Below are 15,866 nucleotides of genomic sequence, written 5' to 3'. Positions count from 1 at the left end.
ACATCGCTCATCGACGGTGGCCAGTTTGATGAAGCCCACCTCGTTTGAAAATCACGTTTTTCAAACTCAGGACTTAGGAAAAAGTAAAGCGCGGGCCGAAGGGTTCGGCACTGCCCCCCGCACCCGCGCACCACAAGGCGTTCCCGGCCATCGCATCCGCGCCGCCTGCGCCTGAAAACGGACATTTCGTTTTTTCCGAGGGACCGCATCAGTTTCGGCAAAGTCCCGATACTGGCTGTTTGACTTATCCTGCTTGCCAGTACCAGCTCGGCCTCGATGTCATTGGGCCCAAGCCTGGAGCACGGCATACTCCTCAATCTCTGTACACCTATGAACGTAGCCAACTCCGAGCCTGCCGCACAGCAACCCCACGCACAGCCCGATACCGCAGTCAGCCTGGAACGGGTGGTCAAGAAGTATCACGACCACACCGTGCTGCACGAGCTCTCGCTGAAGATACGACGCGGGGAATTCCTCACCCTGCTGGGCCCGTCCGGCTGCGGCAAGACGACGCTCCTCAACCTCATCGCCGGCTTTGCGGAAGCCGACACCGGCGAGATTTTCATCGATGGCCAGCCGGTGACCTGCGAGCCGCCGCACAAGCGGCAGATCGGCATCGTCTTCCAGAACTACGCGCTCTTTCCCCACATGACCGTCGAGCGCAATATCGGCTATGGCCTGCGCATGCGGGGCGTGGGCAAGGACGAAATCGCACAGCGCGTGAAGCAGGTGATGGACCTGGTGAAGCTGGACGGCCTCGGGCACCGCAAGCCGCGCGAACTTTCGGGAGGGCAGCAGCAGCGCGTGGCGCTGGCGCGGGCGCTGGTGATCCAGCCCAAGGTACTGCTGCTGGACGAGCCCTTCTCGGCCCTGGACAAGAACCTGCGCGGCTCCATGCAGGTAGAGATCCGGGAAATCCAGCGCCGCTTGCGCCTGACCACGGTATTCGTCACCCACGACCAGGGCGAGGCGCTGGCCATGTCCGACCGGATCGCAGTGATGTCGAACGGCACCATTCGGCAGATCGCATCGCCGGCCGATCTGTATCAGAACCCGCAAGACCCGTTCGTGGCGTCCTTCCTGGGCGACGTGAACATCCTGCCGGCTCATTATCACGGCCAGACGGCAACGGATGTGCAACTGCGCCTGGGCTCGGGGCTCATCAGCTTCCCGCATGCCCGCCTGGCCGACGCATCGCACGATGGGGAAAGGCTGGACGTGTACGTGCGCCCGGAGCACATCAAGCTTGAGCATCTGCATGCCGAATCGGTGTTGAGTGGCACGGTGATCAATCACGTCTACCAGGGCGATCACATCAATACGTTCATAGACGTGGACATTCCGATGACGGCCCGTCAGGTCGTCACGGTGCGCAGTGCGGGCCTGGGCGCCATGCAGCAATGGCCCATCGGCTCGGTCGCGGGACTTGCGCTGCCCGATGAGGGCGTCAGCATTTTCAGTCCGCAGAAGCGGACGTAAGAACAGATGCAAGAGCGCAACGCGAAGGCGTAACACAACGCGTCAGACAACGCAGCCTGAGAGAACACACCCATGACCAGTCTTCCTCGCTCCATGCGAGCCATCATCGCCCGTGAACCCGGCGACGCCGGTGTGCTAACGCTGGCCGAGCGCCCCATGCCCGAGCCCGGTGCTGGCGAAGTCCTGCTGCGCGTGCTTGCCGCCGGCGTCAACCGGCCCGACATCATGCAGCGTCAAGGTATCGCGAAGCCCGCGCCCGGAATCACCGACGTGCTCGGCCTGGAAGTCTGCGGCGAAGTGGTGGCCTGCGGCCCCGGTGTGGACAGTCAGCTGATGGGCCAGCGGCTGATGAGCCTGGTACCCGGCGGCGGCTATGCGCCGTGGTGTACGGCGCCGGTCGATCAGTCCTTCATCGTGCCCGGCACGCTTTCCGATGCCGAGGCAGCCGCCTTGCCCGAGGGGCTGTTCACCGTGTGGCACAACCTGTTCGAGCTGGGCCGCCTGACCATGGGTGAAACCGTCCTGATCCACGGCGCAGCCGGCGGTATCGGCACGCTCGCGATCCGGATGGCGCATGCCGCCGGCGCAACCGTCATCGCCACGGACAACGACGAAAGCCGTTTTCCGGAACTGCGCGCCATGGGCGCCGACGCGACGATCTGCTGGCCCACCACCGATTTCACCAAGGCCTGCCTGGAGTACACCGATGGGCGCGGGGTCGACGTGGTCATCGACATCGTCGGCGGCGACTATGTCCGCCGCAATCTTGCCGCCATGGCCTTCGGCGGCCGCCATGTCAGCCTGTCCTTCATGCAAGGCTCGGCGGTCAATGTCGAACTGCTGACGCTGATGCAGCGCCAGGTGAGCCTGCACTCGTCCACCATGCGCCCCCAGAGCCATTACGAAAAGACCCGGATGGCCCAGAGCCTTGCCCGCCATGTCATCCCGCTGCTGAAAAACGGACGGGTCAAGCCGCGCATCCACGCCACCTTCCCGCTCGCGGAGGCGGTCGCGTCCCACCGGATGCTGGAAAGCGGCAAGGTCTTCGGCAAGCTGGTCCTGATCCCCTAGAGCCTGTCATCCAATCAAGCATGCTGAAACTTCTTTTCGCTCCGACCTCGCCATTCGTGCGCAAGGTCATGGTCTGCGCACACCTGACGGGGCAGGCCGAGAACATCGAACTGCTGGACAGCGCCGCCCATCCGGTGCGGCGCGACCCGCGCATCGCGGCCCACAACCCGCTCGCCAAAGTCCCGACGCTGCTCCTCGAAAATGGCCAGGCCATCTATGACAGCCGGGTGATTTGCGAGTACCTGGCCAGCCGGGCAGACGCCGCGGACATCTTTCCCGCCTCCGGCCCCGCGCGGTGGACGGCCCTGACCCGCCAGGCGCTCGGCGATGGCCTGCTCGACGCCGCGCTGCTCGCGCGCTACGAACGGACCGCGCGCCCCGAGGAAGTCCAGTGGCCCACGTGGCGCGAAGCGCTGCTGACGAAAGTCAGCGCCTGCCTCGAGTCAATCGACGCCATCGCACCGGACCTGGCGGAAGAACAGCCCACCATCGGTGAAATCACCATCGGCTGCGCGCTGGGGTATCTGGACTTCCGGTTTCCCGAACTCGATTGGCGCGCCCGATACGGCAACGCGGCACGCTGGAATGAGGCTTTCCAAAGCCTGCCCGCCATGCTGGCCACGCGCCCCCACGAAGGTTGAGATAACAGAGGTCAGAACATGAGCGAGAAGATCACCATCTGGTTCCTGAACGGCCCCAACGCCAATCTTTATGGCCTGGACGCCAACAAGACCTACGGCAGCGACAGCTTTCCGGTGCTGCAGTCACGATGCGAGCAAAAGGCCGCGTCGCTGAATGCCGACCTGCGCTTCTTGCAGTCGAACTACGAGGGACAGCTGGTCGACTGGATCCAGGAAGCGCGCGGCGTGGCGGACGGCATCATCATCAATGCGGCCGGCCTGACCTACTCGTCGATTCCGATCCTCGATGCCTTGCTGTCTTTCCCCGGCAAGATCATCGAAACCCATATGAGCAACATCTGGAAGCGCGAGCCGTTCCGCCACCACTCCTACATCTCAAAGGTGGCGGATGGCGTGATCGCCGGGCTGGGCGGCGACGGCTACGAATTCGCCATCGAGGCCGTCACGCGGCTGGTGCAGAAGGGCAGAGCAGCGGTCTGATTTCCATGCGCACGCGGAACGGCAGCAGGATGTACTCTCGCTGCCGTCCTTGCCATTATTCTCAAGGCAGTTGCCAAGATGCCAATTTCTGAAGACACCCCCTCGGGCGCGCTGGCTTTCTACAGCGCCTTCGACGATTTCGACACGTGGAAGCGCGCGCTCCAGGCCCAGCTCCCGAACCTGAAAGTCATTCACTCCAGCAAAATCACCCGGCCAGCCGACATTCACTACGCGCTCGCCTGGAAACCGCCGGAGAATTTCTTTGCCGAAATGACGAACCTGCGCCTGATCGTCAATCTGGGAGCGGGGGTTGATTCACTGGTCCAGCGGCAGGATCTTCCCCAAGGCATTCCCATCACGCGGCTCACGGACCCGCAGATGGCGCGCATGATGGCGGGATACGTGCTGTTCTCCGTGCTGCGGCACGCCCGGGACATCCCGTACTTCGAGCAGGCGCAGCGGCGGGGTGAGTGGGCCTACCGTCATCCCCGTTCTCCGGAAGACATCCGCGTGGCGGTTCTGGGGCTCGGTCAGCTGGGCGCGAAAGCGGCCCACGAACTGCAGCGCCAGGGGTTCAAGGTGATCGGCTGGTCGCGCAGCCCGGCGCAGATCGAAGGCGTGGAATGCTTTGCCGGACTGGAAACGCTCGACACCGTGCTAGGACAGGCGGACATTGTCGTCGTGATGCTGCCGCTCACGCCGCAGACGGCTGGCATCCTGGATCGGGCGCGACTCGAGCAGCTGCCGCGAGGCGCGGCCTTCATCAACGTTGCGCGGGGCGCACTGGTCGATCAGGCGGCGCTTACGGACCTGCTCCAAAGCGGCCACATTGGCGGGGCAACCTTGGACGTTTTCGAGCGCGAACCTTTGCCTGCCGGGGATCCGCTGTGGAGCATGCCTAATGTGCTGATCACACCCCATCTGGCTTCGGTGGCGATTCCGTCGTCTGCGGCGAGGCAGATTGCGGAGAATATTGTTCGGGTTTCTGCCGGCGAATCGCCGGATAACATCATTGATCCAGCACGCGGATATTGAGGTATGGGCTACGTCCGGTGCAATGCGCCGGACGCGTGGAAGGGATGAGAGACGCGATCAAAATGGAGCGAAGCGGTTCTGGCTAGGGGGCGAAGCAGGGGACTTGGATCGCGAGGCGAATTGTTCCAATGCCGCTGTGCCAGGGTGGCGGCAGACAGTACAGGTAGTCCGGCGAGGCCACGCAACAATGACAGATCATTTTGATCGCGTCTCCAGCGTCAGACTGCCGCTTCTTCCTGCTCACCCGTATGAATGCGGATGACGCGGTCGATCAGCGTCACGAAAATCTTGCCGTCGCCGATCTTGCCGGTAAGCGCAGCTGGCGCCCGACCTCGTACCGAGTCACCTTGCAGTGAGAGCCGCCAAGCCGTCAGTGGACCACCTTTTGGCCCCCCGTGCGCAAGTTCCCCAACTATGTCCTAAGCAAATGGTCGAATCGATTTGCTGTAGCCGTTCCGGATGCCTGATGAGAAGAACCCGCCGCACTCCGCCTTTCGCGCACAGGGCTCGCATTCTGGTGCGTATTCGTTCTTCCAGTCAGAGATGGACTTGACATATGCTGGCTCGACATCCGCATTCACCAAGCAGAGTTGATGGTTATACACAGACGTCTTGAGTCCATAGCTTCTTAGAATCCCGACAGCCGTACTAAGCTCCGTCTTGTAGTCGGCGGGGTCGATCCAGAGCGCATCCAGGTTCGCGCGGGTGAACCCGGTCATTTCCAATCCCATTAGCGCGACGTGGTCGACAAACAGAAGATTCCGGGCAATGAATTCTGAAAGCGCAGGCAGACCTTTATAGGTTTGCTTGTGGACCACAACACGAATCTCAACTTTCTGATTCAGGCGTTTCAGATTCAGGATGCCTCGAATTGTTTCATCAAAGGCCCCTTCGGCTTGGACAACGTAGTCATGACGTGCCGGGTCGGCCGAGTAGACTGGGATGCCTATCATCACATCGGGATGCTGAACTGCTGCATATTGTTCAGCAAACGCCGCGGCGGCGAATGTTCGCCCGTTCGACAGGATGTGCAGGGAGGTACGTGGTAGCCAGTTCCTAATTTGATGAAGCAGATCGATGAATCCGTCGCCGAACAGCGTTGGTTCTCCGCCTGTAATGCCCAGCGAACGCGTGTTCCGCGGAATCAGGCGAACGGTCTCCATGGCCTCGTCCAGCAACCAGCGGTCATCAACCTTCTTCGGTGGCTGCGAACACATCAAGCAATAGTTGTTGCACTGCTCTGTAAGCAGGATGCTGTTGTGGTTGGACTCCGCCCGGAAAAGCGCTCTGATCCTACCGTCGCCGGTCAAGCTGACAACATCGCCCTCAGCCAGGTAAGAGAACTCGTCGGTCAACAGGGTGCAGGGGATGTCATCGGTCAGGCTCGTCGGCCGTTCGTTGAACGCGAAATAGTGAGCGAAGCCGGTGGGGGCCGGCACATTAGATCGGGACAGGTAAGCCCTTGCCCCCCTCAATGGGAGTGGAAGGGCAGGATTCGTACTGAGGCTGAACTGCCGCCGAGGTGCCGGCGATTGCGGCTGTGGAGCCTTCTCCTCGGCGAGGCGGATAACGCGTCCTGAAAGTGTTAGCATCGATTCACCCACCGCATGAAAATTTCCCTGGCTGCTTCGTCATTGCGCATCTTATCGAGCAGGTACTTGGTAATCCCCATGACGCGCTTGCAGAAGTCGGACTCCGGCTTCCGTCCAAGAACGTCGCCATACATGCCATGGTGAAACACAGGGTCGGATCCACACCACGGCTCGAACGCACAATCGCTACACATTGGTGCAGACGCCGTGAAGGAGTCTTCGAGGGCCGTCAGTAGCGCGTCCGCGGTGAATATTTCCTCGTAACTGTTCTGATGAACATTACCGATGCGGAACGTCGTGTCGCCCATCTCACGCAGCATGCGGCTCTCGTCAGACGCATAGACGTCACCGTCGTAGTTAAACACGACGGCTGCGATGCCGGCGCCTGCAGGAGTCATCAGATCCACAAAGCCAGGGTCTTCGGCCGACATCATCTTGGTCAGCAACAGGGTGGAGTAGTACTCGGTGAAGGGCGTTCCTGCCTTGTTGAGGGCGAGGATGTAGTCCATTCCCTCTTTGTAGAATTCGAGCCACCGTTCGGTGTTGTAGGCCTGAAAGCTCTTCGTCTTGAGCGCAAAGCCGTAGGGGGAGAGATGGCGCAGAAAAATACCGTCGAAGCCATGCTTGAGGTATTCGTCGATGATGTCGCGGACGCGATTCAGACTTGCCGGCGAAGTGGTCATCAGCGCGGATACCGAGTCGTAGCCCACCATGTCGCGGGCGCGCTTGAGGCCTGAGACAAAGCGCTCGTGACTGTCCCGACCGGGACGCGGCCGGTTCTTGTTATGCAGGTCCGCCGGGCCATCCAGGGAGGATGACAGGAAGATCTTGTGGTCGCGACAGAACTCCAGAATCTCATCCGTGGCCAGCGACAAGGTTGTGGTGATAACAAACTGGAGATCCCGGCCTTCCACTTTGTTTATTTTCTCAGCCTTTTTCACTACATATCGAATCAGCTCGAAGTTCAGTAATGGCTCACCACCTTGAAACTCAATTTTTATAGCGGGGTTCGGGGAACGGAAAACGAGGTCCAAAGCCTTGTCCGCTGTCTCCGGTGTCATATCGAAGGCCGCTTTGTTCTCCGACTGGCGAGAGACTTGGCAATACTGGCAACTATGATCGCAGCGTAACGATGCGACAAATATGTGCAGATTCGTGAAGTTGGAAAGCTTACTAAACTTGGTCCGCGTCTTCAGTGTGAGCAGTTCCAAACTAGCTTCGTCACCGGCTTCACGGAGGAAATGCCGGGATCTCAGCGTAATGTAGTCGGGGTCGCTAGGACTCAAACGATGCGCTACGAGGTCCTCAAGCTGCCGGCGAGATAAAAAAGCAAACTCGCCGACGGCATTCGTGGCCACCACATTTTCGTTATCCAGGGCTTCAAACCGAAACGGTAGTAACTGATATCGCCCCGCATTCTTGCTTTGATAGCTCTCTAGGCTGCGAAACTTATTCATTGTTGCAACCCTGTGCGCGAGAACGCGTACGCTAAAATCAGGTTTCTCGCTGCCTCTGTTTCGTTTTTTATTTGCAGGCGGAGTTGTTGGTCGAGGAGTTCACGTTTGAAGTTGGCTAGAACGTCTTCCAGTGGTGCTGCGATGCCCCCGACCAATTCAATTTCGCAAACTACGGAGGTCGGACTTTGCGAGATCAGCACCGTGAGCCGGTCTATGAATCTGTATGCCGCCTTTTGTACCGCCTCCAGGCAGTAGACGGCGGAATCTAGTTCCAAACGTGTTGTCATGGGGACCTTGGAGGAGCCGACCCACGAGGAGTCGGCTATGAAATGTGTTTGTTTCTGCTTAGTACCGGCTGGAGTAGTGCGACGAATGCGACCGGTGCGACGAATGTGATGAGTGCGACTGATGCCACGCCATCAGCTTTCCCTCATGGGCGTCCGAGCGCTTCAGGATGAAATTGAAGACGTCGCCGGCAGAGTCTGTCACTGCGATTCTTTCGAGAGATTTGGCGTCAATCGAAGTGGTCGATGAAGCATCAACCGAATGTGTCGGCGCTTGCGACGGCAGCTGCGCTGCAGTGGCGCCCTGCGCCGCAAAACCTGCGGCGACTGCCGCAAATGTTTTGAGGAACCCCTTCATACCGTCTCCCTTTTTATTAGTCCGCCTCTCTAGAAATTCAGCCTGCGGATGTATAACCCATTTGAGTTAAATTCCTCCCATTTGTACTAAATGGGAGGCAAGGCGTATTGGCCGTGTAAGGTCTTGGTACACCTTGTAAGGAAGTGTAACATCCGATTTTTGAATTGGCGGCATAAGGTGCTATGTGTGCTTTGTTATGCTCTCGCACATGTGGTTTTTGACAAGAATCCTAAATCGAAAGTGGATACCGAGGCGCTTTGGAAGTTCTGCGCTTATGATCGATCGACGTGCGACATCGGAAGCCCATCCCGAGTGGTACCTCCGAACCTTTGGCGCGGTCCGGCCAACTCTGGACAGAAGTGCGGGGGTTGGTCGTGGATGTTCACCAGTCCGAGGCAACGGGGATTCCAACGAGATCAAATACGTCAGCCCGACCCATTGGCCACAGGCGGACGAGGGGAAGATGAATTTCCCGGGTTGCAGCCCCTATCGAGTGAATATGCTAACTGACAGCAAAGAGGTTTTCAATGCGAAGGCAAATGCTAGTCCTGCGTGTGGGAATTGACCGTGGGGGCGGGAACTATTAGGAGCCCCGATTTGCGGATCGCAGTTTTGAGTACACATTGATTCCGGAATTTAAGGTTCATCGCTGATTTCCGGGAAGGCACAGATCGGCCAAGAGCTGTCGCCACCGCAATTTGCGATGATTCAACGGGCGCGCTTGCCGTCCTCGGTGGCCGTAGTGCATCATCCCTGCCGTACAAATCCACAAGCGCCTTACGGAGCTAACGCACATGGCGTACTCGAAGTCCAGGACCAGTCTGCTGATTGCTTTTCTCATTGCGAGCAGCGCCACTTTCGCGCAGCATGAGGTCAATTTCCACGACCCCATCAATATCGAAGGCCACGTGTCGGAAAAAAATGGCCCACAACATGCAGGTGGAGCAGAAAAGGGTGGCCCGGAGGGCCCACGCGACAAGCCAGCTAACGGCCCAACCACCACGATTCAGGCTCAACCCATTGATGTAGTTGCGGAAATGTCCCGCGGTCGAATCAGCGGGAAGGATGCTGTTCCTGTCACGGTGGGAGGCGTCACCTACATGGTGTCGCCTCAAGCAAAGGCGGACCTGAAGGAATTTATCAAGACGTACAACGCGACCGGCCACGTCGGACAGCTTGTCGCTGCAGCCGCAACCCTTTTCGCAATGTTTGGACTCGTCACCGAGCCCGATCTGAGTCAGATCGATTTCAACATCGACGAGACTGTAATGGTGCTGTCGGCGCCTTCGATCTTTGCAGCAGCTTGGCGCGCCCAGGCCTTGGACTATGTTCGAGGCTACATCAATCCCAGCCGCGCCCATACCCAAGAGGGTCGCATGTGGCAGCGGATGGAAGATCTGATCCGCGAGCCGGGGAGGTATCGCGACGGCGGTATCAAGCGGGAGCCGAATGGGCAAATACAAATGCGCGCGCTGCCCGCGCAGCGGTATCGCGATGTGCCAGGCGACTATCCCCTGACGCAAGCGGACGAGGTCGAACTGGGACGGCTGATCGATAGCCTGCGACGGAACCCCATTGCCATGGACTACCTTGCTAAAACTGACGCCGTGTTGGGCATCTATACGCAGGACCCACAAGGACGGCCAAGACTGTCCGCACGAGACCAATACCTCATGAACATGGCGCTACTGCGACTCGCGCCCCAAGAGAAGACACAACTCGCACAAGCATTCTGGCGAAACACGCAGTTTCCGGCCGCACTCACGCCGGCATTCTGGTCATCCATGTCGGCCTACCTGCAGCGTGAGGAATGGGATCGCAATTCGCACATCGCAATCCTGCGTCACATGGCGGGCTTCAGCGACGACCTTGGCTTTCCGGACGAGTTGCCGAGGTATGACGATGGGTTCTGGACGAACATCGCACCAGCAGCGTTGGCGGCCACTGGGCCGATCTTCGTCTTTCCCCAGCACGGCCCGCAGGCTTGGACCTTCCACTATCCCGGTCCCGGAGGCCAGTAGCAACGCGTGCGATTCGCCCGGCCGGAGTAGCGGAACGATCGAGTTCGTCGACTACCTGCAGCCTCCGCTATACCGCGAAGGCGGGTCCTTCCAGCATCGAAACGGCGTAGGGCAACGGACGGCGGCCACCTTTGGCACCATCTTGCACGTCTCCACGACGTGTGGGTCCAAGCGCGCCTTTGTCACAGTCTGCCGTCAGAGTGCGTCCAGCGCGGGCCGCGGGCTGCTTTGGGTCGGATTCGGCCGGTTGCGACGTCAACGGCCCAGGCACTCTCCCAGAGACAGTAAGATCAATCACGCAGATCGGCGAAGATCCAAAAAAAAACCGCAGCCGAAGCTGCGGTTATTCCTTCACGCCGGAGCAACACCCCCGGCCACATCAGCACCACCACTCACTCCACCGGACAAATCTCCCCCGCCGTCCGGTCAAACTTCGCCTTAATCATCGCCACCAGACACCGGATACCAAAGCAAGCATCCGAACATTCGCTTTCCACTTCCAACAGCACTAGCACCCTGTCCAATCCAGCACTGATGCAATTCAGCGATTCGCGACAATCTTCCGGATTGGCGATCAAGACGGTTTGTTGTTTCGACGCGGTTTGCTCTTCCATTGCGAACTCCTATCAAAGTTGGAAGACCCGCCTGATGGATAAAAATGAAGGGTGGCGGGCCAGACAGCGGGGGTACCAAACCGGTCTTCACAGAGTAATCCGGCCAGCCTTTCGGCTGCCCCGCCCGGCCCGCCAAAAACTGAGGAGACGTGGACGCGCGAACTTGGCCGTATGAGACGGCCGTCTGTAAAGATCCGGGTTGGTACGCCCGATCACCGTTGTCTCGGTGATGGCTCCAGTGTTCCCATCTCTGTCGTCTGTGGCGATCAGACGATTCGCAATCTTCCGGCGCTTCGCTGTCAGGCAGTTGCCTAGCGAATCCTGTCGAACCCACCAGCAGCCCAACGCTCTGCGCTGTCCCGCGTCAGCCGAAAGTCGGGCCGCACCTTCACAGTCGCCAGCACATCGCCGAAGGAATCCTCAGCCGTGAGCGTGCCAAAGGGCTCGAATTCATCCGGCGTAATGACGAGCTTCACAATCACAGTGCCGGATTCAGACTCGATACTGACCTGCTTGTTGAGCTGCGCATGCAATTGCTGCTCATGCCGCCGGATAACCTCTGAAGCCGTCTTGACCAGCGTCTGGTGCGCAGTGGCATCCAGCGGCTTGGGATCGACCTTGTTTCGCCCCATGGTCCAGGGACCGACCAGCGCGGGCTCGGCGCTGCCGTCGCGGATCATTTCGACTGCCCAGCCGTCGCCGTCCTCGTTCTTGATGACGCGGGCGGTCCAGCCCTTGTCGCGCCAGAGGCGGGGCTCGTGGATGGCGGTGGATTCGTGCTCGGAAAGGGCGTCGTCGGTGTGGTGCATCAATCTCGTGGTACGGGTCGGGGAACCCGCGAGGATACTATAGGGGCCGACAGGCAGCGTTCGGCCGTGCGTGTGGGCGCCTGGCAGGTTGCTGAAAGACCGGCCGGCGGCGGGGTTGCTCCCCTCTTAAATGAGTTCCTTCATCAAGCGCTCGACAGTCATCGGTCGATTGGAATTCAGGAGCAATGCTCGCATTGCGGACGCACCTTCAGGAACATGCCGGAAGGTCATGCTATCCCTGATCCTTCTCGGACAGCGCGCTTTCCAGTAGCTCACGTGCCTCCCTTCCATGAAGCCAAATGCAACGCTTCCATTCTTCGGTGGCTCCGTGCCTTCCTAAATATGCCTCGCGCTCTTCGGCGGTTAAGGATTCCCAGAATGAAGACCAATAGTTATCCCACCAATATTCAATGTCGCCTTGCAGGAATCCCAGCTTAAGCGGTTCGCTAATCTCTGGAAAGGCGACCCACGGAGGCGGTGGACTTGAGTTGGCCACTACTATGCGATCCAACACGGAAGTATCGTTGGTCATCATTGATACTATTGATCCAGAAAATTCATTACTGAACGCAATGGAGATGAAAAAATCTCCAGCCTCATTGCCGCTGCGTCTTATATACAAGTGCTCATCAACTTTATCGAATCCGTTTTTAATGCCTTCGATAAGCTCATGTACCTTATTCGACTCCAGTTGAAAGTGAGCGTAAAAAGCATTTATACCCGTTCCGGGTAATAAGCTGGAAATCTCAGGGTACCTAGAAGGCCTCTTTTCAGTCGCTGATATTGGCACCATATCTAGCGGACGAGAAAATAAACCTTTCAATTCTTCCAGCGAGCGGCCGAAGCGTGCTCGGAGGGCTCGATTCCGCTCCTCGGCGATACGCCTGTGAGTCAACATGTCGCGCAATTTCTTGAGCACTTATCTCACTCCATTTGATCGACCACCCAGTCCGCGCCCGAATAACCTAGGCTTCCGCCGATGATGCCATGGCTAGCGCCGCGCCGGCAGTAGCCGGGGCGCTTGCGCTATCGATCACGGGACAGCCCATCAGGGTGCCGTTCGCGGCCAGCGTCGGATACGCATATGGGTCTTGCGCCGTGCGACAGTCTGCTAGGCGCGGCTGAACATCGACTTCCTGATAATGGCATGCACGCCCCAGTTGCCATTCACCACCTGCGTGATACCAAAATCCACTGCAACAGAGATCAGCGCAACCGCCTCATCTTCACTCAGCCCCTTGACCGACATAAGGAAGCGGCGTGTCTTGCGGAAGGCGTCGCGCATGGCGTCGTCCAGGGTGGACTTCAGGTAGATATGGCTCTGCGCCATCTGGCCCAGTTCAGCCAGGTGGTTGGGCGAGCTGAAGCCATGCAGGATCCATTCGTCGGCGGTTTCCACCAGCGGGTAGCTCAGGTCGGCGAAGGGAGCGTCGCGGTCGATCATGGTGCTCTTGTGCAGGACGAGCTGGAAGTCACCGGTCAGCGAGCATTCGATGGCCGTGCCGCACAGCTCGGAGTCTCCCTGCGAGGCATGGGGATCGCCAATCGACAGCAGGGCGCCCGGCACGGCTACCCTGAGGTAGACGCTGGCGCCCCGGGTGACGCGCCAGTTGTCCAGGTTGCCGGCGAAGCTGGAGGGCGGGATGGAGTCGATCAGGCCGTCCTGCGCCGGCGCCACGGCGATGACGCCGAAGTGGGGGCGGACCGGTATCTCGATATCGCGCAGCACGTCGTAGTTCTTGACGATGGTGTCGTGGTCGACCGGCACGCCGGGATAGTCGATGGTCGGGTGCAGCACGCCGAACGGATCGCGCTGCGGCGTCCAGCGGAAGTTGTAGACCGCGCGCGCACGGCTGTCGGCGCGTTCGCAATCGATCTCGAAGACGGTGACCACTTCGCGCTCGCGCGGCTCGGTCAGCATGTCGCGGTAATGAAAGCCCCACCAGGTCGCGGCGTTGCTGCCGAAGGCCCTGCCGGCAAAGCGCGGGTTGCAGCACGGGCGCGGGCGCACGTCCAGGATGCGCACCTCCAGCACATCGCCGGGCATGGCGCCGCGCACCGCGACCGGGCCGGTGCAGATATGCACGCCAAAGCCTTCGCCGGCGCCGCGGCCGTAGACCGACGCATCGATGGGGCCCGCGCCGCGCCGGTTGACGTTCTTCTGCTCCGCGGTCCAGTGAAAGACGCTTTCGGCGCCGGCGTCGCCGTCGATCATGCGTTCCCGGTCGTCAGAGGCGTGCTGCGTCAGGGTTTCGATGGTGACGGTGTCGCCGGGCATGACCTCAAGCACGGGCGGCAGGTCGTGGCTGAGATAGCCCCAGTGCACGGTCTTGTCCGTGGCCTGCAGCCAGTGGTGCCGGCCTTCCGGGCGGGCGGCGTGCGAGCGCGCCTGGGTGATGGGGACGATGGTGGGCGCCGCTTGCAGGCGCGCAGCAGGGCCATCGTTCGCGGGCGCGCCATGGCTAGCGGGAGCCCGCTTCGCATTGGCCGGAAGCCCGCGGGAGACATTCTGCGGTGGGCGATGCTCGGGCGTGTTCGCGGTCTGCTCACGGTAGGCGCGGGGCGAGATCCCGAACTGTTCGCGAAACGCGTGGCTGAAGTGCGAAGGGTCGTTGAAGCCCCAGCGATAGCAGATGTCGGAGACCGAGAGCTTGTCGTACTGGTGGTTCGCCAGGTCGGCCCGGCATCGCTCGAGCCGGCTGGTGCGCAGGTAGGCGGAAAAGCTGCTGCCGGATTTCTCGAAGAGCTTCTGCAGGTAGCGGGCCGACATGCGCTCGTCCGCGGCGATGGCGGCGAGGCTGAGTTCCGGCTCGGCAAGGCGTGCGTCGATGCGGCTGCAGACGCGCGCAAAAACGGCCGCGCGCGAGGGCGTCATGTCCGGCGGTGCGCTGGGCTGGCTGTCGGCCAGCGCGGCGTCAAGGCAGGCGGTGATGGTGTTGTCGAAGGGCTGGATGGCCTTGGCGTTTGCGGACACGATGGTGTCGAAGCTGGCCGCCATGGACTGGAGCAGGCGGGCAAACAGTTCAGCGGCGTCGCCGCTCAGCACCAGCGCGGAGCGAGGCAAGGGGGCCGTGATGCGTGCGCTCAGCAATGCCTGGCCGATATGCACGATCAGCATGCGGAAGCTGGTGGCCAGGGCCAGCCTGCGGGCGGCGTGTTCCGGCACGCAGACCACCTGCCCCGGCCGCAGCGGTTCACGCAGTTCCGGCGCAGCGAGGTGCGCTTCGCCTTCGGTCAGCATCAGCAGCATCAGGCCGCGGCCGTCGCCGCTGGTGATGGCCAGCGTCTGGGGGACCGATGCAATGCAGGTCAGCTCGATGCCCGCGGGGGTGGTCCGCGACTCGATCGTGCCGTGCAGGGTGTGATCGGCGCACAGGCTTTCGCAATGCAGGCGTGCGGCGCGGAGTTCGTCACGCCAGGCTGCGCCGCGCCGGTTGTGTGGATAGGCTTCGGTGGAAAAACGCAAAAGGTGCAATTGAACCTCCCTGGCATCACGCTGCAACAGCGAAAACGGGCGGACATTGCTGTCCGCCGCGCATCCAAAGCATTTCCTGCGAAGGCCGGGCCCTCCGCTAGCCGAACAGCAACTGCCCCCGCATCGCGGCCACCAGTACGAATCCCGCGAACGTGCCAAAGATGGCGAAGATCCCGCCGAGCACGTTCGGGGCCGGTATCGGTGCACGTACCGCAGTGTAGATAACGCCGGTCACCAAGCCAACGGCTGCGGCCTGCAGCTCGGTGCTGCCCAATGCAATTTCCACCATGTCATTCCCCAATCTCATGAGTTGCGCGTGATTCAGCGGCTTTCCGGCGGCCGCCCGAAGGCGATGGTCCTGCGCCACGCGTGCACGATCAGATAGCCGATGTAGGTGAAGAGGATGGCGCAGATCCCGCCGGTGACGTTTGGCGCGGGGATCGGCAGGTTCAGCCAGGAATACAGCGTGCCGGTGACCAGGCCGACAATCAGTGCAACCAGCTCGTTGCGTCCTATGTAGACGTATTGCATATGGCGCTCTCCCTTTGTA

The 15,866-nt window shown here is 60.4% G+C and carries 16 protein-coding genes and 1 pseudogene; 6 read left to right on the top strand and 11 right to left on the bottom strand.

Annotation, left to right across the window (positions count from 1 at the left end):
* Positions 1-330 precede the first annotated feature (330 nt).
* The 5 genes from AC3WRI_RS20875 to AC3WRI_RS20855 all read left to right on the top strand — a co-directional run bounded on the left by AC3WRI_RS20875 (position 331) and on the right by AC3WRI_RS20855 (position 4,706).
* Entirely contained in the window at positions 331-1,479 is a 1,149-nt protein-coding gene (locus AC3WRI_RS20875; protein WP_492293988.1) for an ABC transporter ATP-binding protein, read from the top strand.
* 93 nt (positions 1,480-1,572) lie between these two features.
* Positions 1,573-2,550, top strand: a complete 978-nt coding sequence (locus tag AC3WRI_RS20870; protein WP_492293986.1) for an NAD(P)H-quinone oxidoreductase — start codon at positions 1,573-1,575, stop codon at positions 2,548-2,550.
* Between the two features lie 20 nt (positions 2,551-2,570).
* Positions 2,571-3,191 (top strand): glutathione S-transferase, encoded by a 621-nt coding sequence (locus AC3WRI_RS20865; protein WP_011616615.1) that lies wholly within the window; start codon positions 2,571-2,573, stop codon positions 3,189-3,191.
* A gap of 18 nt (positions 3,192-3,209) precedes the next feature.
* Positions 3,210-3,671, top strand: coding sequence for a type II 3-dehydroquinate dehydratase (locus AC3WRI_RS20860; protein ID WP_010812539.1), 462 nt, complete (start codon positions 3,210-3,212; stop codon positions 3,669-3,671).
* A 78-nt stretch (positions 3,672-3,749) separates the two neighbouring features.
* Positions 3,750-4,706: a 2-hydroxyacid dehydrogenase gene (locus tag AC3WRI_RS20855; RefSeq protein ID WP_011616616.1), complete on the top strand. Its 957-nt coding sequence runs from the start codon at positions 3,750-3,752 to the stop codon at positions 4,704-4,706.
* Positions 4,707-4,924: 218 nt separating this feature from the next.
* Here AC3WRI_RS20855 and AC3WRI_RS20850 read toward each other — a convergent pair.
* From AC3WRI_RS20850 to hxsA2, 5 genes and pseudogenes are all read right to left on the bottom strand, one after another.
* Positions 4,925-5,026: pseudogene (locus AC3WRI_RS20850) on the bottom strand (P-II family nitrogen regulator); the annotation flags it as partial.
* 99 nt (positions 5,027-5,125) lie between these two features.
* Entirely contained in the window at positions 5,126-6,145 is a 1,020-nt protein-coding gene (gene hxsC, locus AC3WRI_RS20845) for a His-Xaa-Ser system radical SAM maturase HxsC (protein WP_231881488.1), read from the bottom strand.
* A gap of 146 nt (positions 6,146-6,291) precedes the next feature.
* Positions 6,292-7,755, bottom strand: coding sequence for a His-Xaa-Ser system radical SAM maturase HxsB (gene hxsB / locus AC3WRI_RS20840; protein WP_011616618.1), 1,464 nt, complete (start codon positions 7,753-7,755; stop codon positions 6,292-6,294).
* The gene (gene hxsD, locus AC3WRI_RS20835) at positions 7,752-8,042 is read right to left on the bottom strand and encodes a His-Xaa-Ser system protein HxsD (RefSeq protein ID WP_041687975.1); all 291 of its coding nucleotides are present in this window, start codon (positions 8,040-8,042) and stop codon (positions 7,752-7,754) included. The genes hxsB and hxsD overlap by 4 nt, the downstream gene beginning before the upstream one ends.
* A gap of 58 nt (positions 8,043-8,100) precedes the next feature.
* Positions 8,101-8,397 (bottom strand): His-Xaa-Ser repeat protein HxsA2, encoded by a 297-nt coding sequence (gene hxsA2 / locus AC3WRI_RS20830; RefSeq protein WP_011616619.1) that lies wholly within the window; start codon positions 8,395-8,397, stop codon positions 8,101-8,103.
* Positions 8,398-9,191: 794 nt separating this feature from the next.
* Between hxsA2 and AC3WRI_RS20825 the strand changes: the two genes are divergently transcribed.
* Positions 9,192-10,418, top strand: coding sequence for a hypothetical protein (locus AC3WRI_RS20825; protein WP_011616620.1), 1,227 nt, complete (start codon positions 9,192-9,194; stop codon positions 10,416-10,418).
* A 392-nt stretch (positions 10,419-10,810) separates the two neighbouring features.
* Here AC3WRI_RS20825 and AC3WRI_RS20820 read toward each other — a convergent pair whose 3' ends face one another.
* The 6 genes from AC3WRI_RS20820 to AC3WRI_RS20795 form a co-directional block, all read right to left on the bottom strand.
* Complete coding sequence (locus tag AC3WRI_RS20820; protein WP_041687977.1) at positions 10,811-11,032, bottom strand: DUF1484 family protein; 222 nt, start codon at positions 11,030-11,032, stop codon at positions 10,811-10,813.
* A gap of 311 nt (positions 11,033-11,343) precedes the next feature.
* Positions 11,344-11,841: a hypothetical protein gene (locus tag AC3WRI_RS20815; RefSeq protein WP_492293984.1), complete on the bottom strand. Its 498-nt coding sequence runs from the start codon at positions 11,839-11,841 to the stop codon at positions 11,344-11,346.
* A 232-nt stretch (positions 11,842-12,073) separates the two neighbouring features.
* Positions 12,074-12,760, bottom strand: coding sequence for a hypothetical protein (locus tag AC3WRI_RS20810; RefSeq protein WP_011616622.1), 687 nt, complete (start codon positions 12,758-12,760; stop codon positions 12,074-12,076).
* Positions 12,761-12,952: 192 nt separating this feature from the next.
* Positions 12,953-15,316, bottom strand: a complete 2,364-nt coding sequence (locus tag AC3WRI_RS20805; protein ID WP_041687979.1) for an acetamidase/formamidase family protein — start codon at positions 15,314-15,316, stop codon at positions 12,953-12,955.
* Positions 15,317-15,413: 97 nt separating this feature from the next.
* Positions 15,414-15,605 (bottom strand): DUF1427 family protein, encoded by a 192-nt coding sequence (locus AC3WRI_RS20800; RefSeq protein WP_010812533.1) that lies wholly within the window; start codon positions 15,603-15,605, stop codon positions 15,414-15,416.
* Positions 15,606-15,637: 32 nt separating this feature from the next.
* The gene (locus tag AC3WRI_RS20795; RefSeq protein ID WP_010812532.1) at positions 15,638-15,847 is read right to left on the bottom strand and encodes a XapX domain-containing protein; all 210 of its coding nucleotides are present in this window, start codon (positions 15,845-15,847) and stop codon (positions 15,638-15,640) included.
* Between the last annotated feature and the right edge of the window lie 19 nt (positions 15,848-15,866).

It is taken from the genome of Cupriavidus sp. FW305-27, assembly GCF_058787995.1.
The sequence above is the reverse complement of the archived record's forward strand: the minus strand, read 5'-3'. Positions and strand labels throughout refer to the sequence as shown.